This window comes from Micromonospora sp. Utrum1, from assembly GCF_057197805.1.
Genome location: NZ_CM170071.1, coordinates 2198539 through 2222895, shown reverse-complemented (window position 1 = coordinate 2222895; position 24357 = coordinate 2198539). Strand labels below are relative to the sequence as shown.

20 protein-coding genes are annotated in these 24357 nt (G+C 74.2%); 6 read left to right on the top strand and 14 right to left on the bottom strand.

Annotated features, from left to right (window positions below):
* Position 1: 1 nt before the first annotated feature.
* The 3 genes from AC0OLQ_RS10750 to AC0OLQ_RS10740 all read right to left on the bottom strand — a co-directional run bounded on the left by AC0OLQ_RS10750 (position 2) and on the right by AC0OLQ_RS10740 (position 3788).
* A complete protein-coding gene (locus AC0OLQ_RS10750; protein WP_357333192.1) occupies positions 2-1426 on the bottom strand; it encodes an ATP-binding protein in 1425 nt (474 codons plus the stop codon).
* A gap of 114 nt (positions 1427-1540) precedes the next feature.
* A complete protein-coding gene (locus AC0OLQ_RS10745) occupies positions 1541-3199 on the bottom strand; it encodes an NAD(P)/FAD-dependent oxidoreductase (RefSeq protein WP_484531193.1) in 1659 nt (552 codons plus the stop codon).
* 58 nt (positions 3200-3257) lie between these two features.
* Positions 3258-3788: a DUF3152 domain-containing protein gene (locus AC0OLQ_RS10740; protein ID WP_484532320.1), complete on the bottom strand. Its 531-nt coding sequence runs from the start codon at positions 3786-3788 to the stop codon at positions 3258-3260.
* A 385-nt stretch (positions 3789-4173) separates the two neighbouring features.
* Between AC0OLQ_RS10740 and AC0OLQ_RS10735 the strand changes: the two genes are divergently transcribed.
* From AC0OLQ_RS10735 to AC0OLQ_RS10715, 5 genes are all read left to right on the top strand, one after another.
* Positions 4174-4677 (top strand): SigE family RNA polymerase sigma factor, encoded by a 504-nt coding sequence (locus tag AC0OLQ_RS10735; RefSeq protein WP_357333193.1) that lies wholly within the window; start codon positions 4174-4176, stop codon positions 4675-4677.
* Positions 4674-5402 carry a hypothetical protein gene (locus AC0OLQ_RS10730; protein WP_357333194.1) on the top strand — a complete coding sequence of 243 codons (729 nt, stop codon included), beginning with the start codon at positions 4674-4676 and terminating at the stop codon, positions 5400-5402. Before AC0OLQ_RS10735 ends, AC0OLQ_RS10730 begins: the two co-directional genes overlap by 4 nt.
* A gap of 81 nt (positions 5403-5483) precedes the next feature.
* Positions 5484-5951: a DUF5709 domain-containing protein gene (locus AC0OLQ_RS10725; protein ID WP_484531192.1), complete on the top strand. Its 468-nt coding sequence runs from the start codon at positions 5484-5486 to the stop codon at positions 5949-5951.
* Positions 5952-6089: 138 nt separating this feature from the next.
* On the top strand, positions 6090-8162 hold the full coding sequence (locus AC0OLQ_RS10720) for a phosphocholine-specific phospholipase C (protein ID WP_484531191.1): 2073 nt from the start codon (positions 6090-6092) through the stop codon (positions 8160-8162).
* A gap of 179 nt (positions 8163-8341) precedes the next feature.
* Entirely contained in the window at positions 8342-9097 is a 756-nt protein-coding gene (locus AC0OLQ_RS10715) for an alpha/beta fold hydrolase (RefSeq protein WP_357333197.1), read from the top strand.
* Between the two features lie 14 nt (positions 9098-9111).
* Here the strand turns inward: AC0OLQ_RS10715 and AC0OLQ_RS10710 are convergent, their stop codons facing one another.
* The 10 genes from AC0OLQ_RS10710 to AC0OLQ_RS10665 all read right to left on the bottom strand — a co-directional run bounded on the left by AC0OLQ_RS10710 (position 9112) and on the right by AC0OLQ_RS10665 (position 19547).
* Positions 9112-9921 (bottom strand): class I SAM-dependent methyltransferase, encoded by an 810-nt coding sequence (locus AC0OLQ_RS10710; protein ID WP_484531190.1) that lies wholly within the window; start codon positions 9919-9921, stop codon positions 9112-9114.
* Positions 9902-10726: an ABC transporter ATP-binding protein gene (locus AC0OLQ_RS10705; protein ID WP_484531189.1), complete on the bottom strand. Its 825-nt coding sequence runs from the start codon at positions 10724-10726 to the stop codon at positions 9902-9904. Before AC0OLQ_RS10705 ends, AC0OLQ_RS10710 begins: the two co-directional genes overlap by 20 nt.
* Entirely contained in the window at positions 10726-11469 is a 744-nt protein-coding gene (locus AC0OLQ_RS10700) for an ABC transporter ATP-binding protein (RefSeq protein WP_484531188.1), read from the bottom strand. The genes AC0OLQ_RS10705 and AC0OLQ_RS10700 overlap by 1 nt, the downstream gene beginning before the upstream one ends.
* The gene (locus tag AC0OLQ_RS10695; RefSeq protein WP_484531187.1) at positions 11466-12476 is read right to left on the bottom strand and encodes a branched-chain amino acid ABC transporter permease; all 1011 of its coding nucleotides are present in this window, start codon (positions 12474-12476) and stop codon (positions 11466-11468) included. Before AC0OLQ_RS10695 ends, AC0OLQ_RS10700 begins: the two co-directional genes overlap by 4 nt.
* The gene (locus AC0OLQ_RS10690; RefSeq protein WP_484531186.1) at positions 12473-13366 is read right to left on the bottom strand and encodes a branched-chain amino acid ABC transporter permease; all 894 of its coding nucleotides are present in this window, start codon (positions 13364-13366) and stop codon (positions 12473-12475) included. Before AC0OLQ_RS10690 ends, AC0OLQ_RS10695 begins: the two co-directional genes overlap by 4 nt.
* The gene (locus tag AC0OLQ_RS10685) at positions 13363-14556 is read right to left on the bottom strand and encodes an ABC transporter substrate-binding protein (protein WP_484531185.1); all 1194 of its coding nucleotides are present in this window, start codon (positions 14554-14556) and stop codon (positions 13363-13365) included. The genes AC0OLQ_RS10690 and AC0OLQ_RS10685 overlap by 4 nt, the downstream gene beginning before the upstream one ends.
* 52 nt (positions 14557-14608) lie before the next feature.
* On the bottom strand, positions 14609-15013 hold the full coding sequence (locus AC0OLQ_RS10680; protein ID WP_121398599.1) for a roadblock/LC7 domain-containing protein: 405 nt from the start codon (positions 15011-15013) through the stop codon (positions 14609-14611).
* 16 nt (positions 15014-15029) lie between these two features.
* On the bottom strand, positions 15030-17450 hold the full coding sequence (locus tag AC0OLQ_RS10675) for a sensor histidine kinase (RefSeq protein WP_484531184.1): 2421 nt from the start codon (positions 17448-17450) through the stop codon (positions 15030-15032).
* Positions 17451-17652: 202 nt separating this feature from the next.
* Positions 17653-18102 (bottom strand): helix-turn-helix transcriptional regulator, encoded by a 450-nt coding sequence (locus AC0OLQ_RS10670; protein WP_357333205.1) that lies wholly within the window; start codon positions 18100-18102, stop codon positions 17653-17655.
* 161 nt (positions 18103-18263) lie between these two features.
* A complete protein-coding gene (locus tag AC0OLQ_RS10665; RefSeq protein ID WP_484531183.1) occupies positions 18264-19547 on the bottom strand; it encodes a cytochrome P450 in 1284 nt (427 codons plus the stop codon).
* A gap of 436 nt (positions 19548-19983) precedes the next feature.
* On the opposite strand from AC0OLQ_RS10665, the gene AC0OLQ_RS10660 reads away from it, so the two are divergent.
* The gene (locus tag AC0OLQ_RS10660; RefSeq protein WP_484531182.1) at positions 19984-21033 is read left to right on the top strand and encodes a zinc-dependent alcohol dehydrogenase family protein; all 1050 of its coding nucleotides are present in this window, start codon (positions 19984-19986) and stop codon (positions 21031-21033) included.
* A 66-nt stretch (positions 21034-21099) separates the two neighbouring features.
* Here the strand turns inward: AC0OLQ_RS10660 and AC0OLQ_RS10655 are convergent, their stop codons facing one another.
* Positions 21100-24339 (bottom strand): phage tail protein, encoded by a 3240-nt coding sequence (locus AC0OLQ_RS10655; protein ID WP_484531181.1) that lies wholly within the window; start codon positions 24337-24339, stop codon positions 21100-21102.
* Positions 24340-24357: the final 18 nt, after the last annotated feature.

Genomic DNA, 24357 nt, shown 5'->3' with positions numbered 1-24357 from the left:
GTCACGCCGGCGTCAGTGGCAGCAGCACGACGAACCGGGTGTCGCCCGGCTCGGACTGCACCCGGATGTCCCCGTGGTGCTTGTTGACCACGATCCGGTAGGAGATGTCCAGCCCGAGGCCGGTCCCCTCGCCGACCGGCTTCGTGGTGAAGAACGGCTCGAAGATGCGCGGCCGGATCTCCGGCGGGATGCCGGTGCCCGTGTCGCGGACCTCCACGATCAGCCGGTCCTCCTTGCGACCGGTCCGGATGGTCAGCGTGCCGCCGTCGGCCATCGCGCCGAGCGCGTTGTCGATGAGGTTGGTCCAGACCTGGTTCAGCTCGGCGGCGTACGCGGGAACCGGCGGCAGGGCCTGGTCGTACTCCTTCACCACCCGCACGCCGGGCGGGATCTTCGCCTGGAGCATGACCAGGGTGGCGTCGAGCAGGTCGTGCACGTCCACCGTCTGGTAGGGCGCCCGGTCCAGCTGGGAGTACTGCTTGGCGGCGCCGACCAGCCCGGAGACGCGGGTGACGGCGTCGTCGATCTCGCCCATCAGCAGTTCGGTGTCGATGCTGTAGGTGATCCAGTGGATCGCCGACTCCAGGTCGTCGGCGCCGACCGCGGCGTCGACCTGGCTCAGCCACCCACTGTCGATGCCCCCGGCGATCAACGTCGGGGCCAGCTCCCAGGCGCCCCGGACGCCGCGGTCGTCGAGCCAGTCGGCCAGCTCGTCCTCGGCGTCGCTGGCCGCCAGTGGGCTGAGCTGGGGCGCGGCGGCGGCCCGCTTCACCGCCTCCTCCTGCAACGCCACGAGATCGTGCAGGCGCCGGCCGTCGAGCCGGCCGTCGGCGATCATGGCGAGCTTGTGCCGCATCTTGGCGACCCGGCCGCGCAGCGCCGAGGTGGCCCGCACGGCGGCCGCGGCCGGGTTGTTGAGTTCGTGGGTGAGCCCGGCCGACAGGGCGCCCAGGGCCAGCAGCCGTTCCCGCTCACCGACGATCGTCTGGCTGTTGCGCATCCCGATGAACAGCCCCTCTAGCAGGTGGGTGGCCATCGGGAACCAGCTGCGCATCGCGTCGGCGATGATCTGGGCGGGGAGCGCGAAGACGGCGCAGTCGGTCACCGCGAAGAGGCTGTTCAGGTAGCGCTGCTCGGCCAGGTCGCCCACGTACGCCTGCATGGCGCCGCCGTAGACGCCGGGCTGGCTGGTCCGGCTGATCTCCACCTCGTCGCCCTGGACCCGGCGGTGCAGGGTCACGGTGCCGTCGAGCAGCACGTAGAAGCAGCTCGCCGGCTCGCCCTCGACGTAGACCGCCTCGCCGGCGGCGCGCCGCTCCACCCGGCCGTGCTCGGCCAGGTGCGCGAGCTGCTCCGGGCTCAGCGACTCGAAGAGGAAGAGGCGCCGCAGGTCGTCCGGGGTGAGCCGGTCGGGTTCGGTGGTCACTGCGCCTCCCTGGTTCGCGACTGCGGGGCTCGCAAACCCGGCTCACTCCTCGCGCTCACTGTGCCTCCCTGGTTCGCGACTGCGGGGCTCGCAAACCCGGCTCACTCCTCGCGCTCACTGCGCCTCCAGGTAGCGGTGCACGAGCGAGACCGCCATCGCGCCCTCGCCGACGGCCGAGGCCACCCGTTTCACCGATTCGGCCCGCACATCACCGGCGGCGAAGACGCCGGGCATGCTCGACTCCAGGTGGTACGGGTCGCGGGGCAGCGCCCACCCGGCCGGCCGGCGGCCCCCGCGGGTCAGGTCCGGCCCGGTGAGCACGAACCCCCGGCTGTCCCGGGCGACGGCGCCGTCGAGCCAGTCGGTGTACGGCTCCGCGCCGATGAACACGAACAGCCACGAGGTGTCGACGCACCGGGTCTCGCCGGTGCGGGTGTCGCGCAGGGTCACCTGCTCCAGGTGCTCCTGCCCGGCCCCGCCGACCACCTCGGTGTGCGGGTGGACCTCGATGGTGTCGATCCGGGCGATCTGCTCGATCAGGTAGCTGGACATCGAGCGGGTCAGGTCGGCCCCGCGGATCAGCAGGTGGACCCGGCGGGCGTACCGGGAGAAGTGCACGGCGGCCTGCCCGGCCGAGTTCGCCCCGCCCACGATGTAGACGTCCTGCCCCGAGCAGCTCGGCGCCTCGCTCGCCACCGAGCCGTAGAAGCAGCCCCGGCCGGTCAGCTCGGCCAGCCCCGGCGCGGGCAGCATCCGATAGGACACGCCCGTCGCGAGCACGACCGTGTGCGCGGCGACGCTGCTGCCGTCGGCGAACCGCAGCACCCGCGCCGCCCCGGCGTCCTCCAGGGACACCACCTCACGGGCGCTGAGCAGCTCGGCGCCGAACCGCAACGCCTGCCGGCGGGCCCGGTCGGTCAGCTGGGCGCCGGAGACGCCGTCCGGGAAACCGAGGTAGTTCTCGATCCGGCTGCTCTGCCCGGCCTGGCCACCGGTGGCCCGCCGCTCGATCAGCACCGTCCGCAGCCCCTCCGAGGCCCCGTAGACGGCGGCGCCCAGCCCGGCCGGGCCGGCACCGACCACCACCAGGTCGTAGAAGTCGGCGGCCGGCGTCGTGGTCAGCCCGACCTGCGCGGCCAGGTCGGCCGTCGTCGGCTGCACCAGCGACTTGCCTTCGGCCGTCACGACCAGGGGTACGTCGTTCGCGGTCACCCCTGCCGCCGCCAGCAGCTCGGCGCCCTCCGGCTCGTCGGCCGGCACCCAGCGGAACGGCACCAGGTTGCGGGCCAGGAAGTCGCGCGCGGCGAACGACGGGGCCGACCAGCGGTGCCCGACCACGCGCAGCTCGGCCGTGGCGGTGGCCGCGCCGGCCGTCCACGCCTCCAGCAGCTGGTCCAGCACCGGGTAGAGCTTCTCCTCCGGCGGGTGCCACGGCTTGAGCAGGTAGTGGTCGAGGTCGACCACGTTGATCGCGTTGATCGCGGCGTCGGTGTCGGCGTACGCGGTGAGCAGGACCCGGCGCGCCGTGGGGAAGAGGTCCATGGCGGCCTCGAGGAACTCGATGCCGTTCATCTGCGGCATCCGGTAGTCGGCGATCAGCACCGCCACCTGCTCGCCCCGGAGCTTCAGCTCGCGGAGCGCCTCCAGCGCCGCCTCGGCGGAGTCGGCCCGCACGACGCGGTAGCGGTCGCCGTAGCGGCGCCGGATGTCGCGGGCGACCGCCCGGGAGACGGCCGGGTCGTCGTCGACGGTGAGGATCGCGGGGTTGGGCATGGCGTCTACTAAAGCACCATCGCCCGTCGACCCCCACCACGCGCCGTCCCCGCCCGGCTCAGTCGGGCCGGCCCCGCTCCCGGGGCGGCACCGGATCGGCGTACGCCCCGGGCGATCCCGCGTACCGCCGGCCGTGCGGGTACGGCAGCGCGTTCGGCGTGCAGCCGTGCAGGCCCAGGGTCTGCTGCTGCATCACCGGCGCCGGCCGGCCCCGCCCCGGGCACCGTTCGTGCCCGTGGCCGAGCCGGTGGCCGACCTCGTGGTTGACCATGTACCGGCGGTAGGTGGCGAGGCTCGCCCCGTAGCCCGGCACGCCCTCGACCCAGCGGGCGACGTTGAGCACCACCCGGTTACCGGAGCGACACGAGGTGTAACCGTCCGGCGCGTCCCCGCACAGCTCGTCGCGGGTGCCGGGGGTGGCGAGGTAGACGGTGAAGTCGGCCGGTTGGTCCCGCCCGACCCGGCGCAGGGCGATCGTCCCGTCCGCGGTCCAGCCCTGCGGGTCGGCCAGCGTCCGGGTGACCTCCGCGGCGAAGTCGGCCGCGGGCAGCCCGCGGATGTCGCGCTCCACCGCGACCCGGTAGCGCAGCAGTCGGCCCGTACCCCTCGGGGTGGCCGGCCCGGGGGCGGCGAACCCGCCACTGGTTGCCGCCGTCCGCGGGATAGCCGATCGGGGCCGGCCGTTGCCGGGCGGGCGCCGGCGCCGGCGCGGCGGCGGCCGGGCCGGCGGACGGGGTGGCGGGCCGGCCGGCGGCGGGCGCCGCGCAGCCGGACAGCAGCGCGGCCAGCAGTAGCATCGTCCCGCCGCCGCGCGCCCGGCCCACGGTCGTCGTCATCTCCGTCTCCCCTCGCCGTCGCTGGTGGTGCGGCAGCGAGGAGGACGGGTGACCCGGTGACAAAGTTGGTCCGGCGGCGACTCAACCTTTCACCCGCCTCACCCGTCCTGACCCAGGTGGGATGTGGAGAGGGCGGGCATGGCCCGGGGTGACGCGGAGTTCGTCGAGTTCGCCACGGCGGCGTCCGCGCGGCTGGTGCACGCCGCCTTCCTGATGACGGGCAACCATCACCAGGCCGAGGACGCGGCCCAGACGGCGCTGGTCCGCACCTACGCGTCGTGGTCCCGGATCCGCGGCGGCGACGCCTACGGCTACGCCCGGTCGGTGCTGGTGAACCATCTCGTCGACAACTGGCGGCGGCCGATCCGGGAGTACCCGACCGAGGACCTCCCGGAGCAGCGTCGCGGCGACGTGGCCGACGAGGTGGCGACCCGGCGCTGGCTGCTCGGCATCCTCGGCACGCTCACCGCGCGCGAACGGGCCGTCGTCGTCCTGCGCTACTACTTCGATCTTCCGGAGGCACAGGTGGCCCGCGAACTCGACGTCTCGGTGGGGACGATCAAGAGCACCGGCTCCCGCGCCCTGGACAAGCTGCGCACCGCGGGGCTCGCCGCGCCGGAGCCGCAGGGGACGCGCCGATGAACGAGGTGGACGAGCTGCGCCGGGCCATGCGGGCGACCGAGCGGGCCGACCGGAACGGTCTCGACCTGGCCGGGATCATGCGGGAGGGCAGGCGGGTGCGTCGCCGCCGGCGGGTCGCCGGGACCGGCGCGGTGGCGGTGGCGGTGGCCGCGTTGCTCGTCGGCGTCGGCGGGATCGTGGCGCGGACCCGTCCGCCGGAACCCCCGGCGGCGGTGGTCACCGTGCCCGCCGTCACCCCGGCGGCGACCGCCGACCCCGCGACCCCGCCGGAACCCCGGCCCCGACCGGTCGGTGCCGTGGTGGGCAGCGGCATCCGGTACGGCGCCGACGAGCGGGTGTTCTACCTCGTCCCCGTCGACGTGCCCGAACTGCCCGGGGTGGCGATCGGCCTGGCCGCCGGCCGGCGTTCCCCCGCCGGCGAGCTGACCACCGACTATCTGGTCAACGACGTGACCGGCAGCGACCGCCGGCCGGGGTTCCACCAGATCGGCTACGACCAGCACGGACGGCTGCCCGCCGACGCCCCGGTGCCCACCTTCGGGTACTTCGTCGGGCCGGCCGCACGGATCGTCGGCACCGTCGACGGCCGCCAGGTCGAGGCCCGGCTCGCCCGGTGGAGCGAGGATCCCCGACTGGTGATCTTCTGGTTCGACCCGGCGGTGCTCGCCCCCGGGACACCGCTGGACGGGATCGTCGCCCGCGACGGCCGGGGGCGGAGGCTGTGACCGGTCCCCCGCGGTTGTCGTCGGCCCGGGCGGCTCTAGGCTGGGGTGGCAGTGCCGGGCGTTGACCAGGGAGGAATCGCCATGAGCCAGACCGAGCGGACCGACTTCGCGGACGAGTGGAACGTGGCCGAGGACGACGGTGTCCTGGACGCCTCGGACACCCTCGACGACGACCGGACCGGTGATCCTCTCGACACCGGCATCGTCGCCGCGGACCACTGGACGGCGGCGAACCGGTTCGGCACCACGGCCGCCGAGGAGCGGGCCGGCGAGTCCCTCGCGCAACTGCTCGCGCAGGAGGAGCCGGACATCGACCCGTACGCCGAGGTGGCCGACGACGAGGACGAGGACGAGCTGACCCGCCGGGGCTACGACCGGGAGGCCCGGACGGGACGTCTGGTCGCCGACGACGAGGGCCTCGGCGAGGACCAGCAGGCGGAAGCGGTCGCCTGGGACGTCGGCATCGACGGGGGCGCGGCCAGCGCCGAGGAGGCCGCCATCCACCTGGTCGACGACCCGAACGGCCCGGGAGACGGCCCGCTGCGCTGACGACGGGCGGCCGAACGGCACCACCACGGCTCGACCGGCGTTGGGGCGACGCTCGCGTTCCGGACACGTCCGGTCCATCTGGCGCCGATAGCGTGCACCCGCCAGTTGTTCGGCGTCAGTCAGGTGGTGCTCTCTGTCATGGCAAGTGTCGACCGTCGAAAATTCCTGAAGATGATGAGCGTTCCGGTGGCGGCGGCCGCCCTGCCGGTGGACTTCAGCAAGGCCCTCGCCATCCCGGCGAACAACCGGACCGGTTCGATCGAGGACGTCGAGCACGTCATCTTCCTCATGCAGGAGAACCGTTCCTTCGACCACTTCTTCGGCACCTTGCGCGGTGTCCGGGGCTTCGCGGACCCGCACCCGGTGACGCTGCCCTCCGGCCGCAGCGTCTGGCACCAGCCGAACGGCTCCGCCGACCTGCTGCCCTTCCGGCCCGAGGTGCCCGACCTCGGGCAGACCTTCCTGCCCGACCCGCCGCACGGCTGGGCCGACACCCACGGCGCCTGGAACGGCGGCCGGTACGACCGGTGGGTGCCCAACAAGGGCGTGGTCACCATGACCCACCACACGCGCGCCGACCTGCCGTACCACTTCGCCCTCGCCGACGCCTTCACGGTCTGCGACAACTACCACTGCTCGGTGCTGGCCTCGACCGACCCCAACCGCTACCACCTGTGGACCGGCTGGGTCGGCAACGACGGCAGGGCCGGCGGCCCGGTGATCGACAACGCCGAGGCGGGCTACGACTGGTCGACGTACCCGGAGCGGCTGGAGCGCGCCGGGGTCTCCTGGAAGGTCTACCAGGACGTCGGCCTGGGGCTGACCGCCGAGGGCTACTGGGGCTGGACCGGGGACCCGTTCATCGGCAACTACGGGGACAACTCGCTGCTCTACTTCCACCAGTACCAGAACGCCCGGCCCGGCACCCCGCTGGCCGACCGGGCGAAGACCGGCACCGAGATCTCGAAGCAGGACCGTTCCCCGGAGGCGCTGCTGGCCGACTTCCGCCGGGACGTGGCGAACGGAACGCTGCCGCAGGTGTCCTGGATCGTCGCGCCGGAGGCCTACAGCGAGCACCCGAACTGGGGTCCCGACTACGGCGCCTGGTACATGTCGCAGGTCGTCGACATCCTGGCCAGCCACCCCGAGGTCTGGAGCAGGATGGCCCTGTTCATCACGTACGACGAGGAAGGCGGCTTTTTCGACCACCTGGTGCCACCGACGCCGCCGCAGAGCCGTGCCGAGGGCCTGTCCACCGTGCCGACGACCAACGAGGTCTTCCCGGGCGACGCCCGCCGCGCCGCCGGCCCGTACGGCCTCGGCATCCGGGTGCCGATGATCGTCGTCTCGCCGTGGACCCGGGGCGGCTGGGTCAACTCGCAGGTGTTCGACCACACGTCGCTGATCCGCTTCCTGGAGGCCCGGTTCGCCAAGGGCAACGCCGACCTGGTCGAGTCCAACATCACGCCGTGGCGCCGCGCGGTGGTCGGCGACCTGACCACCGCGTTCGACTTCCGGACCCCGAACGCCTCGCCGCGGGTGACGCTGCCGGACACCGCCGACCTCAAGCCGGTCGACCTCACCCGCCAGCCCGACGAGGTGCCGGTGCCGCCGGCCGACCCGCGCCTGCCCGGCCAGGAGCGCGGGGTACGGCCCGCGCGGGCCATCCCGTACACCCTGCACGTGGACGGCCGGGCCGCCGGCACATCGTTCCAGCTCGACTTCCGCAACTCCGGGGGCGCCACCGGCGTCTTCCAGGTCCGCTCGGCCGACCCGGCCCAGCCGCCCCGCACCTACACGGTCGAGCCGGGCACGCAGGTGAGCGACACCTGGGACGCCACCGCCGGGTACGACCTCGAGGTGCACGGCCCCAACGGCTTCTTCCGCCGCTTCACCGGCGGCGCGGGCGCCGGTGTCGACGTCCGGGCGCGGTACGACGAGCGCGACCACGAGGTCGGCCTGGCCCTGGTGAACCGGGGCGCGAAGCGGGTCGAGGTGACCGTCGCCGACCGCTACTCGTCGCGGCGGACCCGGCTGTCGTTGAAGCCGGGCGAGACGAAGTCGCCGTCGTGGTCGCTGTCGCGGGCGCACGGCTGGTACGACCTGACCGTCACGGTCTCCGCCGACGCCGCCTTCGCGGCCCGGTACGCCGGTCACGTCGAGAACGGCAGGCCCAGCATCAGCGACCCGGCCATGGGTGGCCTGGTCTGATCCGTTCCGCTCGAACGGCCCGAGGTGACCGTCCACCCCCAAACCGGGGGCGGGCGGTCACCTCGGCGCGCGCCCGGCGACCCGCCGGTCCGGGTCGCCTTTCCGACGCCGATGTTCCCCTGGTGGGCCGTCAGGCCGTTCACTGTCGCCACACCGAAGCAGCGGAAGGGGTCGCCGTCATGACGATCAGCCACGTCAGCGTGGGTCACGGGCCGCACCGGGTGCTGGCCCTGCACGGCTGGTTCGGGTCGGCGCACGGCTGGGGCTGGCTGCCGGAGCTGATCGACGTCGAGCGCTTCACCTGGGCGTTCCCGGACTACCGGGGCTACGGCGCGCGCACCGGCGTCGCCGGCGAGCACACCATCGCCGAGATCTCCCGCGACGCCCTGGCGCTGGTCGACTCCCTCGGCTGGGACACCTTCTCGGTGGTCGGGCACTCCATGGGCGGCAGCGCCGCCCAGCGCGTCCTCGCCGACGCGCCCGGGCGGGTGGCCCGCCTGGTCGGCATCAGCCCGGTCCCGGCCGGCGGGGTGCCGTTCGACCTGCAGGGCTGGACGCTGTTCGACGGCGCCGCCGCCAACCCGGCCAACCGGCGCGCGATCATCGATCTCACCACCGGCAACCGGCTGTCCGGCCGCTGGCTCGACGAGATGGTGCGGTTCTCCCTGACCCACTCCACCCCGGAGGCGTTCGGCGCGTACCTCACCGCGTGGGCGCGGACCGACTTCACCGACGAGGTGAAGGGCAACCCCGTGCCGGCGCTCGCCGTGGTCGGCGAACACGACCCGGCGCTGGGCGCCGACACGATGCGCGAGACCTGGCTGCGCCACTACCCCAACGCCCGGCTGGAGGTCCTCGCCAACGCGGGGCACTACGCCATGTACGAGACCCCGGTGCGGTTGGCCACCGTGGTCGAGGAGTTCCTCGGGCAGTGAGGCAGGGCCGGCCCTCAGCGCGCCGCAGGCCGCCGGCCCCGGGTCGACACGAACTGGTACGACATCACGGCGAACCCCGGGTCCCGCAGCAGCTTGCGGAACGCCTCCAGCTGGCCCGGCGACAGCCCCGCGTCGAGCAGCTCCGGCTCCAGCTGCCGGGAGTTCGTCCCGTACAGCGACGCCCCGAGGGAGCCCCCGGGCCAGCTCTGCGAGTGGGTGACCGTGTCGACCTCGACCAGCCCGGCCGCCACCAGCTCCCCGTGCACGTCCTGCGCCCAGGCCAGGTCCGCGCCGTGGCTCTGCAGGATGTCGAGCATCGCGTCCGTCACCTGGGCGAAGAGCTTCGCCGCGTCGTCGCTCGGCGCGGTCAGCACACGCAGCGGCGCGGTGCAGTCGAACTCCTCGACCAGCAGCCACCCGCCCGGGGCCAGCGCGCCGGCCAGCGAGGCCAGCACGCGCCGCCGCTCCGGCAGGTGCACCAGCACCAGCCGCGCGTGGATCAGGTCGAAGGCGTCGCCGGGCGGCGGCTCGGTGCGCACGTCGTGCCGGCGTACGTCCAGGTTGCCGGTCGGGGTGAGCTGCGTGGTGTCGAGGTCGGTGGCCAGCACCCGACCGCCGCGGCCGACCGCGCGGGCCAGGCTGCGGGCGACCGAGCCGCCACCGGCGCCGACCTCCCAGCACACGCCGCCCGGGGCGAGCACCGGCGGGGCCATCCGGCGCGCGGTGATCGGATCCAGGAAGGACTCCAGCGCCCGTAGCTGGGGCACGGCCTCCGGGGAGCCGGTGTCGAAGGCGTAGTCGGTGTCAGGCACGTGGGTCGGCATCGTTCCTCATCCCTGTCGCAGCGGGTCGGGTCAGGTGCCCGGCGTCGGACCAGAGCCCGGGCACCGGTCGGGGAGCCGGCGGCTCCGGGACCGCGGCGACGCTGAGCATCGCCGCCAGGACGTCCGGGTCGGCCCGGACCTCGTGCACCGGCCGGTCGTAGACCACCCGGCCGTACTCCAGCACCGCGATGCGGTCCGCCACCTCGACGGCGTGCCGGAGCTGCTGTTCGACGAGCAGCACGGTCAGCCCGGACCGGGCCAGCGTGCCGATCAGCTCCCGCACCCGGGCCGCCAGGTCGGGGGCGAGCCCCTCGCACGGCTCGTCGAGCAGCAGCAGCCGGGGCTGGCCGAGCAGGGCCCGGGCGATGGCCAGCATCTGCTGCTCGCCGCCGGACAGCTGGTCGCCGCGGTGGCGCAGCCGGGACCCCAGGCGGGGCAGCAGCTCCAGGATCCGGGCCACCGTCCAGCCCTCGCCGCCGGGCGTCGCGGCCCGCCACGGCGCGGCCGCCAGGACCAGGTGTTCGGCCACCGTCAACCGGGAGAAGACCCGCCGGCCCTGCGGGACCAGGCCGACGCCGGACCGGGCGATCCGGTGCGGCTGCCGCCCCGCCACCTGCACGCCGCCGATCTCGATCCGCCCGGCGTACGGCCGCACCAGGCCGGCCACACTGTGCACCAACGTGCTCTTGCCGGCGCCGTTGCGGCCCACCACCGCCTGGACGGTGCCGGCCCGCACCTCGAGGCTCACCTCGTGCAGCACGGTGCCGCCCGCGTAGCCGGCGCGGAGCCGGTCGATCCGCAGCATCAGGCCACCCCCTCGGCGTACGCCTCCCGGACCGGGCCGGAGGCGCGGATCTGGGCCGGCGTCCCGGTGGCCAGCGTCCGGCCGTCGCGCAGCACGGTCACCGCGTCGCAGAGCGCGTAGACCAGGTCCAGCCGGTGCTCGACCAGGAGCACCGCGACCGCGCGAGGCAGCGTCCGCAGGAACTCCACGAGCCAGCCGACCTCGACGGTGGACAGCCCGGCGGCGGGCTCGTCGAGCAGCAGCAGCCGCGGCCGGCCGGCCAGCCCCATGGCGATCTCCACCTGCCGGCGCTGCCCGTGGGCCAGTTGCCCGGCGGGGATCGCGGCGATCTCGCCCAGGCCCACCCGCGCCAGCAGCGCGTCCGCCGTCCGCTCGGCCGCCCGTCGCCGTGCGGACGGGTGCCACCGGCCCGGCCGCACCGCCCGCGGCAGCGCGGCGACCAGCACGTTCTCCCGCACGGTCAGCGTCGACCAGACGGCGGGGCGCTGGTGGACCCGGCCGATCCCCCGGCGGGAGCGGGCGGCCGTGCCCAGCCGGGTGACGTCCCGGCCGGCCAGCAGCACCCGGCCGCCACCGGCCCGGGTGGACCCGCCGAGCACGTCCAGCAGGGTCGTCTTGCCGGCGCCGTTCGGCCCGATCAGCGCGTGCCGCTGGCCGGATTCGATCCGCAGATCGACGCCGTCCAGCGCGGCCAGCGACCCGTAGCGGACGGTGATCCCGTGGGCGGACAGCAGCGGGGTCATGCGCGTACTCCCGTCGGCGTCGGTCGGTCCGGGGCGGGACGGCGGGCCGGGACGGCCGGCAGCAACCGGCCGCGTACCGGTGGGCGGCGCCCGCCGTCGGGGAGCAGGTACACGGCGGCGACGAAAGCCAGCCCGAGCACCAGGGGCGCCTGCCCGGGGAGCACGCCGAAGAGCCAGTCCCGGGCGGCCACCACGAGCACGGCGCCGACCAGGGCGCCGCCGACCGAGGCGGTGCCGCCGATCACCACGCCGAGCAGCAGCAGGGCGGAGGCGTCGAAGCCGAAGTCGGCCGGTGAGGCGTACCGCTGGGCCACCACCAGCAGGGAGCCGGCGGCGCCCGCGACCGCCCCGGCGGCGACGTGCACGCCGGCGACGTGGACCGGCACCCGGTGGCCGCTGGCCCGCAGCCGGGCCTCGTCGTCCCGGCCGGCCCGCAGCAGCAGCCCGACCCGGGTACGCAGGACCAGCAGCACCACGCCAACCAGGGCCGCGACGACCACCAGGGTGTACAGGTAGCGGGCCCGGTCGGTGGCCAGCACCGGCAGCCCCCACAGTGGACGGGCCGCGGCGACGCCGGCCAGCCCGTCGGTGCCGCCGGTCACCGACCGCCAGCGCCCGACGACGGTCACGGCGAGTTCGCCGACCGCCAGGGTGATCATGAGGAGCACCACTCCCCGCGCGGAGACCACCAGCGGGACGGTCACCGCGGCCAGCGCCGCCCCGGCCGCCGCCGCGACGCCCAGGTGCACCAGGCCGACGTCGGAAAGGTGGCCGCCGACGACGGCGCTGGCATAGGCACCCGCCGCGTAGGGGGCGGTCTGGCCGAGGGTGGGCAGCCCGGCGACGCCGGTGAGCAGGGCGACGCTCACCGCCACCAGGCCGAGCGCCAGGGTGCGGGCGAGCAGCGCGACGGTGTAGTCGTCGACCGCCCACGGCGCCAGCACCAGGGCGGCCACGACCACCGCGGCGACACCGCGACGCAGCGCGCGGACGGCTCGCTGCCTCATGTCGTCTTCCGGGCCGTGGCCAGGCCCCGCGCCCGTACCGCGAGCACCGCCGCCATGGCGGCGAAGAGCAGGAACGGGGCGGCCGACGGGGCGAGCGCGACGCCCAGGGTCTGGATCTGCCCGACGGCCAGCGCGGCGAGCAGGGTGCCGGTCATCGAGCCGAGGCCGCCGAGGACGACGACCACCAGGGAGAGCAGCAGCACGGCGTCGGCGGTGTCCGGCCCGGGACCGATGATCGGCGCGCCGAGCACGCCCGCGGCGCCGGCCAGCGCCCCGGCGGCCGCGAGCACGCCGACCCGGATCCGGGCCGGGCTCACTCCGAGGACGGCGACCATCTCGGCGTCGTCGACGGCCGCGCGGACCAGCATCCCGGCCCGGGTGCGGCGCACCACGAGGTGGAGCAGGCCGGCGAGCAGCGCGGCCACGACGATGAAGACCAGCCGGTACGCCGCGTAGCGGTGGCCGGCGACGGCCACCGACCCGTCCAGCGCGGCGGGGACACGCACCGGCGGGTCGTCCGGCCCGAAGGCGCCCACGAGCAGGCTCCCGCCGGCCAGCGCCACCCCGAAGGTCAGCAGCGCCTGGGTGAGGTGGCTGCGCGCGGCGACCCGGGTGAGCAGCCCGGCGACCAGCGCGCCGGAGGCGGTGGCGGCGACCACGCCGACGGCCAGCGCCAGCGCCAGGCTCGGCCAGCCGCCGTCCAGCAGCGCCGCCGCGGTGTAGCCGCCGATCGCGTAGAGGGTGCCGTGCGCCAGGTTCAGGATGCCGGCGACGCCGAAGCAGAGCACCAGCCCTGCGGCGGCGACGAAGACCAGCAGCCCGTAGGCGACCCCGTCAAGGGCGGGGACGACGTACGGGTCGAGCCGGAGGCCGGCGGCCACCCCGATCATCCGCCGACGGTGGCGAGATCGCCCACCACGGTGTTGGACAGCGCCCGGCCGTCCTGGCGCACCTGGCGCAGGTACCACTTCTGCACGGGTGCGTGGGTGGTCGGCGAGAACTGCCAGGTGCCGCGCGGGCTGGCGATCTGGCCGAGCTGGCCGATGACCGCGTTCACCCGTTCCGGGGTCGGGTCGTCCCCGGCCGCCGCGATGGCCCGGTCCAGCACGGCCGCCGCGTCGTAGGAGGCCATGGCGTACGTGGTCGGGGAGCCGTCGTGCTCGGCCTTCCAGGCGGCCACGAACGCGCGGTTCTCCGCGTTGTCGAGGTCCGGGGAGTAGTTGAGCACCGAGTAGATGTTCCGGGCGGCCTCGCCCTGCGCGTTGAGCACCCCGCCCTCGGTCAGGAAGCCGGCCGCGTAGAGCGGCAGGTCCTTCACCTCCGACTGGGCGTACTGCTTGACGAAGTCGACGGCCGCGCTGCCGGCGTAAAACGTGTAGACGGCGTCCGCCCCGGAGGCCTTGATCCGCGCGAAGTACGGGGTGAAGTTGGTGGTCGTCGGGAACGGCGTGAAGGTGGTTCTCCCGTCCGGGTTGGCCAGCTTGCCGCCGACCTTGGCGAAGGCCTCGGTGAAACCGCGCAGCTCGTCCCAGCCGCCCTGGTAGTCCGGGCCGATGGCGTAGACGCTGCCCTTGACGTCGTCGCGCACGTGCTGGGCGACGGCCTCGCCCGGCTCGTCGGACAGGTAGGAGGTGTGCCAGACCCGGGACACGTCCTTGAGCTCCGGCCGGCCGTTGGAGCCGACGAACGGCACCTTCGCCTCGTTGAGCAGCGGGTAGACCGCGGCCACCGAGCCGCCGCCGACGACGCCGGTCAGCGCCACCACCCGGTCCTGCTTGAGCAGCTTCGTGGCGGCCGGCACCGCGGTGGCCGCCCCGTTGCCCTCGTCGGCGACCACCAGTTCCACCCGCCGGCCGCCGAGCCTGCCGTCGTGGGTGGACAGGTAGAGCTGGAAACCGTCGCGGATGTCCTTGCCGACCGCCTGGTACGTGCCGGAGAGCGACGCCAGCAGGCCGATCTTGACGGATCCGCCGGAGCCGGCGGCGCCCTGGTCGTCGGCGCACGCGGGCGCGGCGAGCAGGACGAGGGCGAGCAGCGCCGCGGTGCGGGCACGGCGGCGCCGGGGCATGGTCAGGGACATGTTCGCTCCTACGTGAGGGGGTGGGGGTGTTCGGCGTGGGGGCGCCGGGAGGTCAGCGGCTGCGGCTCAGGGCCGCCCGCGCCGCGGGGGTCAGGGCGTCGCCGATGCGGTTCGCCAGCTCGGTCATCTCGTAGGAGACCTTGCCGACGTCGCACTGCGGGTCGGCGAGCACGAGCAGCGAGGCGCCGTCGTTGAAGGCCATGGAGAACATGAACCCGCCCTCGAGCTGGGTGACGTTGGAGATCACCGCGCCGGCGTCGAAGAAGGCGGCCGCGCCGCGGAGCAGGCTCACCAGGCCGCTGCCGGTCGCCGCCAGCTGGTCGGCCCGGTCGGGCGGGAGCCCTCGGGTGGCGGCCACCATGAGGCCGTCGCTGGAGATGGCGATCGCATGGCTGACCTCGGTGGCGCGCTCGGCGAAGGCGTCCAGCAGCCAGCCGAGATCCTGGTGGTCGGTCACGTGCACTCCCTGTCGATCAGTTGTTGATCAGATTGGGCCGGCGGCCGGCGACGCCCCGGGCGTACGCGGCCATCGCGGTGGCCACCCGGGCCGGGTCGCGGTGCTCGGAGCGCTGCCGCGGCACGGTGACGCCGCCCGGCACCAGGTGCTGCTGCGGCTGGCGCATAGGCAGGCCGGAGGTGGTGGTGCCGGCGACCTCGGGCGCGTCGGCCCGGGCCGCCGTACGCCAGGCGTCGTCGGCGGGGCCGGCCCACGGCGTACCGTTCCCGCCGTCCGGCCGGTCGGCCTGGAACCAGTGGTTGACCTGGTGGAAGATGACGAGCTCCTCGGCGGGCGCGGCACCGCGGTCCGGCGCGGGCGCGGGCCGGTAGACCGGCGCCACCGGCAGCACCGGCTCGGCCGGCGGGCTGCCCGCCCAGGGCTCCGGCGCCGCCCGGTACGGCGTCGCCACGGCGGTCCGCGCCGCCCGCCGGGACGGCCGGGCGGCGGTGAGCAGGAACTCCTCCGGCGGCAGCGGCCGGATGATCGTCCCCGGCAGCGCCACCTCGGCGATGGTGCCGCGGCGCGGGCCGGGGCGGAGCTGCACGGCCACGCCGAGCCGCGCGGCGAGCTGTCCCACCACGACCAGTCCCATCGCCCGCACGGCGGCGACGTCGACGGCGGGCGGGCGGGCGAGCAGGTCGTTGAGCTGTTGGCGGCGCTGCGGGGACAGCCCCACGCCCTCGTCGCTGATCTGGACGATCACCCGGTCGCCCAGGCTGCGGCCGGTCACCCAGGTCTCGGTCGCCGGCGGCGCGTAGCCGGTGGCGTTCTCCATCAGTTCGGCCAGCAGGTGCACGACCTCGTCGACGGACTCGGCGGCGACGGCGACGTCCCCGTCGATCAGGCCGAGGCGGATCCGGGCGTAGTGCTCGATCTGGCTCTGCGCCGCCTGGAGCACCTGTTGCAGCGGCACGTCGTGGTGGCGGACCCGCCCGACGCCGACCCCGCCGAGCACCAGCAGGCTCGCGTTGATCCGCCCCATCCGGGTGGCCAGGTTGTCCAGCGTGTAGAGCTGGTGCAGCCGGTCGGGATCGGTCTCGTCCCGCTCGACCTTGTCGACCTGGGCCAGCACCGCGTCGACCAGCCGCTGCTCCCGGCGGCTGAGGTGGATGAAGATCTCGGCGGTGTTGGCCCGCATCACCGCCTGCTCGACCGCCGTCCGCACCGCCGCCCGGTGCACCGCGGTGAAGGCCTGCCCCACCTCGCCGATCTCGTCGTCGCTGGAGGGCTCCAGCGCGTCGGCGGCCTGTCGCCGGGCCAGCTCGTCGGGGTCCACGGAGGAGCTGTCCGGCTCCTGGAGCCGGGCCACGACCTGCGGCAGCCGCTCGAACGCGACGGCGTTGGCCGCGTCCCGCAGCCGGCGCAGCCGCCGGGTGATCTGCCGGGCCACCGCCCAGGTGACCAGCGTGGTCAGCAGCAGGGCCACCACGGCGGCCGCCGCCTCCACCGCCGTGCGCCGCCGCTGGTCCGCGTGCGCGGCGCGGACGTCGTCGAGCACCGCCGCGTCGACCCGCTGGCGCAGCTCGGCCAGGCGCACGGACCACTGCCGGGTGGCGGTCACCCAGGTGTCGAGGTCCAGCTCCAGCCGGCTGCCCGCGACGCTCCGGGACACCTGGTCCTGCATCCGTTGCAGCAGCAGCGCGCTCTCGCCGCTGCCGGCCTGCTCCCACCAGCCCCGCCAGGCGGGCCGGGCGAGGGCCAGGAAGGCGAGGCTCGACTCGGTGAAGCCGGTCCGGGCGGCGGTGATGTCCTGCTGCATGGCGGGCGTCAGCTGGTCGGCCGCGACCGCGCGCAGGACGGCGACCTGCTGCTGACCGACCGCCTCGGCCACCTTGGACAGCGCCGCCGAGGCCCGGATCCCGTCGGCGATCCGGGCGTTGACCACGCCCAGGGTGACGCTCTCGCGGAGGCTGAGCAGGTCGGCGATCGCGATCCGGTAGCTGAAGGTCATCGCCGACACCGAGGCGCGCTCCGCGGTGCGCACCTGGGCGCGCAGCGGCGGCAGGCCGGCCAGCGCCGCGTCGATCCGCGGCAGGACGGCCTGGCCGGCGGCGGAGCCGGCGGGCAGCTTCGCCCGCTGCCGGCGGTAGTGGGCCACGGCCGCGTCGGTGGCGGTGGTGGCGTCGGCGAAGGCGTCCTGCTGCTCCGGTGCGCCCCGGGTGAGCAGGTCGGCGGCGACGATGCGCTCGTTCTGCAACCGGTGGGCCAGGTCGCCCGCCTCGGCGCCGAGCTGGGCCAGCAGGCCGAGGTCGCTGGCGCGGGTGGTCTGCCGGGCGCTCTCGGTCAGCGCCAGGCCGGCGAAGCCCAGCACGGCGACCAGCGGCGCCGCGACGATGAGACGCATCCGGGCGGCGATCTTCCAGCCGCGGCGGCGGGTCGGGTAGGGTCGGGCCACGTGGGACCTCGTGCTCGACGCCAAGGCTGACTCCCCGCACTCATCTACAAAGGTCATCTGCATTTGCGGATTGCACGTCTCATTGCGCCGGAAGCCGTGCGCCCAGACCAGCCCTCGCGGTGGTACAAACAGGCCGTACCAGCATCTGTACCCAGAGTTGCCAGCACCGACGGGCCGCGCCGGCCGGTGCGGGCCGCGGCGGTCAGGACCGGCCGGGCGACGGCGGGTGGCCGTCCACCTCCGGCTGGCCGAGCACCTGACCGATCAGCTCCCGCAACTCGTCGATGGCGGCCACCACCGCCTCCGGATCGCGCGCGTCGCGCCGGGCGGGCGGCACCGCGTCCAGCCGCGCCACCTCGCCGAACCGGGGACCGCGCCGACCGTCCGCGGCTAACTGCTCCGCCGCCACCTGGGGCCACAGCGCCGCCAGCCGGCCACCCGTGCCGAGCACCTCGTCGCATCGGACGGCGAACTCCTGGCTGCCGAACCGGCGACCGGACTCGACCGCGGCGACCGTCTCCCGGCTGAACCGCACCCGCTCCGCCAGCGCCCGCTGGGTCAACCCTTGGCGCGTCCGCCACCGGCGCAACTCCGCACGGAACCGGTGACTGGCAGCGCAGTGAGCGGCGCTCGACGGGGGCGTGCGATCCATGTGCTCACCTTCGCGACGCCGGGTCGGCATCGTCATCAGATCGGGGTGGGGTGATGACTGGGCATTCGCAAGGGACAATTCTTAACCCATCGGCCGACGGGTGTGAAGACATGACTCCGCTCTGTGACGGCGTCCGCAGGTCAACGCCTCGCATGGCGCGGTCAGGCCGCCGGTCGCTCGACGGCGGGGGCCGCCCGGCCGCCGGACGGCACCTTGGTGTCGATGACCACCGGTAGGCCGCGGTGCGCCCGGAACGCCACGTTGGCTTGGTAGGACCGGCGGTGCCCGGGGGCCAGCCGCAGCCCCGGTACGGCCACGGCGAGCCGGGTGAGCGCCATCCCGGCCTCGAGCCGGGCCAGTGCCGCGCCGATGCAGAAGTGCGGCCCGTGCCCGAAGGAGAGGTGTTCGTTCGCGTCGGTCCGCCCCGGGTCGAACCGGTCCGGGTGGGCGAACACCGCCGGGTCCCGGTTGGCGGCGCCGATGAGCAGCAGGCAGCGCGCCCCGGCCGGGATGGTGACTCCGCCCAGCGTGATCGGCCGTTTCGTCACCCGCAGCCACCCGTCGATGGCCGGCGCGAAGCGCAGCGTCTCGGTGAGGAACGCGGGCACCCGGTGCGGCTCCGCCGCGATCATCGGCCATCGGCCGGGGTCCGAGAGAACCTGGTCCAGCGCGTGGGCGAGCAACCCGGCCGTGGTCTCGTGCCCGGCGACCAGGAGGTTGAACACGATGCTCGACACCTCGGCGACCGTGAGCACCTCGTCGTCGCCACCCCGGTACGCGAGCAACTGATCGACGTAGCCGTCGCCGGGCCGGCCACCGTCGAGCCGGTCCCGCACGAGGTCCTGGCAGTAGCGCCAGAACTCCAGCAGGCCCCGGGCCAATCGGACCTGTTCCGCCGGATCCGGCCGCCCCCAGACGAGGGCGATCTGGCCGTCCGCCCAGGCCCGGACGCGGCCGATGTCCCGCTCCGGCACGCCGAGCAGGTCGAGCAGGACCAGCAGGGGCAGCTCGGTGGTGAACTCCCGGACGAGGTCGACCTGTTGCCCGGCACGGGCGGCGAGGCGGGACACCAGTTCGTCGACCCGCCGCCGGACGATCGCGCCGTACCGCTGCTCGACCCGGTCGGCCGTGTTGGCGAAGGTGGCCCGCAGCGCCCGGCGGGTCCGCGGATGCACCGGCGGATCGGCGGCGGCGGTGGTGGGCGGGGCGTCGATCTGCATGATGACGGCCAGCGCCTCCGGGCAGACGTCGTAGACCGGCGCGAGGGTGAGGGCGTTGCCGAAGCTCTCGGTGTCGCCGAGAGCGCGCCGCACGTCGGCGTGCCGGGTGATCAGCCACAGCCCGAGGTCCTCGTCGTGGTGCACCCCGCCCGGGGAGTCGAGGAGCTGCCGCCACACCTGCGCCGGGTCGGCGAGATACGCGCCGGCGAACCGATTCCACCGCATGACCGCCTCCTGAAATGGCGACCCGGCGACCCCTCGGGTGCCGGCACCTTTCACGGTGCGCCCCTCGACGAATCAAGTCAAGATTTGCCGACGTCAATGGGATTGGCCTGGTAATTGCATTCTTGCGGTCTCGTCAATTCCTGGCTCATATGCAACTTGCGGCCCGCTCATTGCGCACCGATTCTCGCGATGAGCAGCGTGAACGACCTTACCGTGAGACGTGGCTAAAGATGTTTGCCACCCGCTCATTCCATTTGCGCTCTCGAAAATACGCTGACCGGCCGTCAAGAGCGCGGAGCAGTCCCACGCCGCCCGCACCAGATACCAGCCGGGCGCTGTCACGCTCCCATCGTGGCAACCTTCGCGCGCCGAAGCGGTGGTATGCGCCGGCCGGCCCGGCTCCGGACGGAACCTCGCCCGTGTGAGGATGCGGGTCATGCGTGCGGTGATCTTCGACCAGTTCGGTGCCCGACCCGAGGTCCGTGAGGTGCCGGACCCGGTGGCGCCGCCCGACGGCGCGGTCGTCCGGGTCGAGGCGACGGGGTTGTGTCGCAGCGACTGGCACGGCTGGCAGGGACACGACCCCGACATCCGCCCGCCGCACGTCCCCGGGCACGAGTTCGCGGGTGTGATCGCGGCGGTCGGCGCGGACGTCCGTGGCTGGCGGCCCGGCGACCGGGTCACCGCGCCCTTCGTCTGCGCCTGCGGGCGGTGCCCCGCCTGCCTCGCGGGCGACCAGCAGGTCTGCGAGCGGCAGACGCAGCCCGGCTTCACCCACTGGGGCTCGTTCGCCGAGTACGTGGTGGTGCGGCACGCCGACGTCAACCTGGTCGGGCTTCCCGACGAGTTGGACCACCCGACGGCGGCGGCGCTCGGCTGCCGCTTCGCCACGGCGTTCCGGGCCGTGGTGGGCCAGGGGCGGGTGGCCGCGGGCGAGTGGGTGGCGGTGCACGGCTGCGGCGGCGTGGGCCTGTCGGCCGTGATGATCGCGGCAGCCTGCGGGGCTCGGGTGGTGGCGGTCGACATCTCCCCCGGCGCGCTGGAACTCGCCCGGCGCTGCGGGGCGACGGTCTGTCTGGACGGCGGCTCGCTCACCGGGCCCGGCGCGGTGGCTGCGGCCGTCCGGGAGGCGACGGGCGGCGGCGCCCACCTGTCGCTCGACGCGCTGGGCAGTCACGCCACCTGCGCGGCGTCCGTCGAGAGCCTGCGGCGGCGCGGCCGGCACGTGCAGGTCGGCCTCCTCCCCGTCGCGCAGGGCCGTCCGGCGCTGCCGATGGAGCTGGTGATCGCGTACGAGCTGGAGTTGCGCGGCAGCCACGGCATGGCCGCACACGCCTACCCGGAGCTGCTCCGGCTGGTCACCGCCGGGGTGCTGCGCCCCGGCGAGCTGATCACCCGCACCATCGGCCTCGATCAGGTGCCGGACGCGCTGACCACGATGGACCGGCCCGCAGCGGCCGGAATGTGCCTCATCGAGCCGCGCTGAGCGGACCGCCCGACCGGCCGCGGACCGATCCGCCCCGAGGGCTGGACCGGTCCGCGGCCGAGCCGCTCAGCTGACGGTCACCGAGACGGTCCGCGGCGGCTGCTGGAGCTGCCCGTAGTTGTCGACGCCGCGGATCGAGACGGTGTAGGTGCCCGCCGGAATCACCGGCGAGGTGTACGCGAAGTTCGATCCCGGGGAACCCGGGCTGGTCAGGAAGGACGCGATCCACGGGAAGTTGCCGGGGGTGCCCGGCGTGCTGAAGGTGCCGGCGGCGTTCATACCCTGACCCGCGCTGTTGGAGATCTGGATCTCCACGCGGAGCATCCCGAGGTCGTCGACGGCCCGTCCGCTGACCACGATCCGGCCGCCGGTGTAGGCCTGACCCTCCACCGGGGTGATGCTCGGCTCCAGCCGCGGATCGAGGTCACCGGGGTACACGAGGTACCGCGCGGTGGCGCCGGAGGTGGAGCCGTCCTGCTGGCCCGCCGTGTCGACGGCCCACGCCTCGACGCTGTACTCGCCCTTGGTCGGCAGGTCGATCGACAGGCTGAACGCGGTGCTCGTCGCGCCCGGCGCGGCCAGCGTGGCGTTGACCGTGGCGAAGGCGGCGGCCATGGTGCCGTTCGGCTGCACGTACCGGCCGGTGTCCAGGTCGCGCAGCGCCACCCGGACGCTCTGCACGCCCCTGTCGTCGGTCGCCGTGCCGGCCAGGTCGAGGTGCAACCGGTCGACGTTCTGGTCCACCCCGGTGAAGCTCAGCAGGCCGTTCGGGAACGCGTCGCCGGGCACCTGCGCGGTGACGCTGAGCCGGCCCAGGTTGGTGCTCGACGTGGTCAGGCCCAGGCTGTCGGTGGCCCGTACCCGGAAGTCGTAGACACCGGGGGTGAGCGGCACGGTGGTGAAGGACCACGAGTAGGACGCGGCGTCGAGGTTGGTCGGCGAGATCCGGTGGTAGGCCGCGACCGAGTCGGCGCCCCAGATGCCGTCGGCGGCCAGCGCCTCCCGGGTGGTGTTGTTGCGCAGGTAGATCTCGACCGACTTCAGCGCGTCGTCGTCGTTGGCCGTGCCGGCGAAGGTGATCGCGGCGCCGGGCGCGACGGTGATCGGCGCGGCCGCGGTCGGCGGGGTCATCGGTACGGGCGCGCTGATGGCCACCGTCGGCGGGACACCGGTCGACGAGACGGTCCAGTCCCGGGTGTCGCCGCGCAGGTCGCTCTGGCCGGCGGTGTCGACCGCGGTGGCGCTCATCTTCCACTGGCCCTCGATCGGCAGGGCCACCTCGAACTGCCAGGTGGTCGACAGCGCGCCGATCACGTCCGGCTCGCCGCGGAAGGTGTTGTAGACGGGGGCGACCGTCCCGTCGTCCTGGAGGTACCGGTTGTCCGAGGTGCGGAACGAATAGATCAGCGAGCCGACGCCCTTGTCGTCGGTGGCGGTGCCGGTGGCGACGAAGCTCTTCGTGGCCAGCAGGCCGCCGGGCGGCGAGTCGATCCGCGTCGACGGCGGCAGGTCGTCGAAGCGGAAGGCCTCGATCTTCTTGACGGCCTTCGTGGCGTCACCGACGCCGTCGCGGCCGAACGTCTTCGCCTGGATCTGGTAGACGCCGGAGGGCAGCGACACCGGCAGCGTCCACGTGGTCGAGGCGGTGTTCACCGCGGCGACCGTGGCGTTGATGGTGTTGGCGGATCCCCAGGTCTTGAGGTCGTCCTGCAGGTACTGCTTGGTGTTCCGGTTCTGAATCTCGATCTGGACGCGGCTGACCCCGGCCGGGGTGAGCGCCTGGCCGCCGAGCGTGAACGACTCGTTGGCCGGCTTCACGGCGCCCTCGATGGGCGTGACGATGGTGGTGTCCACCGCCGCCGGCGCCGGCGCCTTGGACAGGTCGAAGAAGCCGACCCGGCCGACCGTCTTGCCGCCCTTGACGTTGCCGTCGCCGCCGACGAGGAGACCGCGGGAGGTGGCCAGCATGGCTTTCTCGCCCTCGTACGAGTTGGAGCCGGGGTTCCACTCCAGGGCGGTGCCGGTCTTGGGGTCGAGCGCGCCGAGGTGGTCGCGGCGGACCACCTGGTCGCCGAGGCCGTAGCCGCTCAGGCCCTGGCCGGTGCCGTACCCGACGTTGTCCAGGCCGGGCCAGGGCACGTTGGAGGTCGGCGACTCCTGCCAGCTGAAGTGGCCGCCGACGTACACCGCGGTGGCGGTGATGGCGACCGAGTAGACGCTGTCGAAGTGCCGCGACACCCAGAGCGGCTGGACGTTGTCGGCACCGGTGAGCGGATACGCGATGGCGGTGTCGTTGATCGGCGGGCGGTCGCCGCCCGAGCCGCTGGTGACGACGAAGTAGGAGTCGTCCGGCGCGATGTCACCGGCGAACACCCGCTGGATGCCGCCGACGAAGGAGAGGTTGTCCTCCCACAGCCGGGTACGCCACGGCAGCAGGGCCTTGGTGGCGGTGTTGACCAGGGCGACGCCGTAGCGGTCCTGACCGGCGATCTGCCGGCCGGTGTGGACGACGAGCAGCTTGCTCCGGTCGTGGGTCAGCTTGAGCTGCTGCACGGTGAGCATGCCGCCGACGCCGATGCCGCCGGTGAGCGGCAGGTTGAAGCCGGTGTCCACCGCGCCCGTGGTCGGGTTGAGCGCGACCAGGCCGCTGCGACTCACCCCGTTGACCGTGCTGAACTGGCCGCCCACGTAGACCGCGGTGCTGCTCACGGCCAGCGCGGTGGCGCGGGCGTTCGCGGTCGCGGTGAACGCCGCGATCGGCGCGCCGGTGGTCGGGTTGAGCCGCACGATCTTCCGCTTGGTGACGCCGCCGACCGTGTTGAAGGATCCCGCGACGTAGAGCGACGACCCGTCGGGCGACGCCTCGACGGCCTCGACGGACCCGTCGAACGTCGGCTTGAAGCCGGTGTCGACCTTCCCGGTGTCCAGGTTGTACGAGGCCAGCGACTTCTGCCCGATCGTCGTCCCGCCGACGTTGGCGATCGAGGTGAACGTCCCGGCGATGAAGACCCGGTTGCCGATCACCTCCAGGTCCTTGATCTCGCCGTTGGTGATCCTCGGCGTGTCGGTACGCGGCGCGCTCGGCACCAGCCGGGTGTCTCCCGGCACCACCTGCGCCGTGGTGGCGACCGTACGCGCCGCGCCGAGCGCGGCGCCGCCGCTCATCGCCGCCGCGCCGGTCCGTACGGTGGTGCCGGCGTTCGTGGCGGTGAGCTTGGTGGCCACGGTGCCCGCGACCGCCGGTACGCCCATCACCACGACGGCCCCGGCGACCAGACCCGCGACGGTGCGACTCCAGACCTGCATCCAGTCAACTCCCTGTGA

Bases quoted from the DNA above. Each gene is read 5' to 3' on its own strand.
- AC0OLQ_RS10745 (WP_484531193.1), bottom strand. From the start codon at position 3,199: ATGCCCAACCCCGCGATCCTCACCGTCGACGACGACCCGGCCGTCTCC.
- AC0OLQ_RS10735 (WP_357333193.1), top strand. From the start codon at position 4,174: ATGGCCCGGGGTGACGCGGAGTTCGTCGAGTTCGCCACGGCGGCGTCC.
- AC0OLQ_RS10730 (WP_357333194.1), top strand. From the start codon at position 4,674: ATGAACGAGGTGGACGAGCTGCGCCGGGCCATGCGGGCGACCGAGCGG.
- AC0OLQ_RS10725 (WP_484531192.1), top strand. From the start codon at position 5,484: ATGAGCCAGACCGAGCGGACCGACTTCGCGGACGAGTGGAACGTGGCC.
- AC0OLQ_RS10720 (WP_484531191.1), top strand. From the start codon at position 6,090: ATGGCAAGTGTCGACCGTCGAAAATTCCTGAAGATGATGAGCGTTCCG.
- AC0OLQ_RS10715 (WP_357333197.1), top strand. From the start codon at position 8,342: ATGACGATCAGCCACGTCAGCGTGGGTCACGGGCCGCACCGGGTGCTG.
- AC0OLQ_RS10710 (WP_484531190.1), bottom strand. From the start codon at position 9,921: ATGCCGACCCACGTGCCTGACACCGACTACGCCTTCGACACCGGCTCC.
- AC0OLQ_RS10705 (WP_484531189.1), bottom strand. From the start codon at position 10,726: ATGCTGCGGATCGACCGGCTCCGCGCCGGCTACGCGGGCGGCACCGTG.
- AC0OLQ_RS10700 (WP_484531188.1), bottom strand. From the start codon at position 11,469: ATGACCCCGCTGCTGTCCGCCCACGGGATCACCGTCCGCTACGGGTCG.
- AC0OLQ_RS10695 (WP_484531187.1), bottom strand. From the start codon at position 12,476: ATGAGGCAGCGAGCCGTCCGCGCGCTGCGTCGCGGTGTCGCCGCGGTG.
- AC0OLQ_RS10690 (WP_484531186.1), bottom strand. From the start codon at position 13,366: ATGATCGGGGTGGCCGCCGGCCTCCGGCTCGACCCGTACGTCGTCCCC.
- AC0OLQ_RS10685 (WP_484531185.1), bottom strand. From the start codon at position 14,556: ATGTCCCTGACCATGCCCCGGCGCCGCCGTGCCCGCACCGCGGCGCTG.
- AC0OLQ_RS10670 (WP_357333205.1), bottom strand. From the start codon at position 18,102: ATGGATCGCACGCCCCCGTCGAGCGCCGCTCACTGCGCTGCCAGTCAC.
- AC0OLQ_RS10665 (WP_484531183.1), bottom strand. From the start codon at position 19,547: ATGCGGTGGAATCGGTTCGCCGGCGCGTATCTCGCCGACCCGGCGCAG.
- AC0OLQ_RS10660 (WP_484531182.1), top strand. From the start codon at position 19,984: ATGCGTGCGGTGATCTTCGACCAGTTCGGTGCCCGACCCGAGGTCCGT.
- AC0OLQ_RS10655 (WP_484531181.1), bottom strand. From the start codon at position 24,339: ATGCAGGTCTGGAGTCGCACCGTCGCGGGTCTGGTCGCCGGGGCCGTC.